Consider the following 308-nt stretch of genomic DNA (forward strand, 5'->3'; position numbering starts at 1 on the left):
GAAGAAGCGATGAGGGAGGAAATTACTCCTAAAAATATTTTGATGATCGGTCCGACGGGGGTTGGTAAAACGGAAATTGCACGCCGCTTAGCGAAACTAGTAGGTGCTCCTTTTATTAAAGTAGAGGCTACAAAGTTTACAGAAGTTGGCTATGTTGGACGTGATGTGGGATCCATGGTAAGGGATTTGGTGGAAACGTCAATTCGATTAGTGAAAGAAGAAAAGATGATAAGTGTTAAAGCTCAAGCTGAGGATAATGCAAATGAACGAATAGTAGAACTTCTTGTTCCAGCAAAGAAGAAGGAATC

At 40.9% G+C, this 308-nt stretch carries 1 protein-coding gene; it reads left to right on the plus strand.

The annotated features are described in order from the left end of the window. A partial coding sequence (locus tag AOA60_RS28805; RefSeq protein ID WP_143522579.1) for an AAA family ATPase occupies nt 1-308 on the plus strand: 308 nt, incomplete at both ends.

It is taken from the genome of Pseudomonas sp. 2822-17, assembly GCF_002742485.1.
In the GTDB taxonomy this organism is placed as follows: domain Bacteria; phylum Pseudomonadota; class Gammaproteobacteria; order Pseudomonadales; family Pseudomonadaceae; genus Aquipseudomonas; species Aquipseudomonas cyclaminis.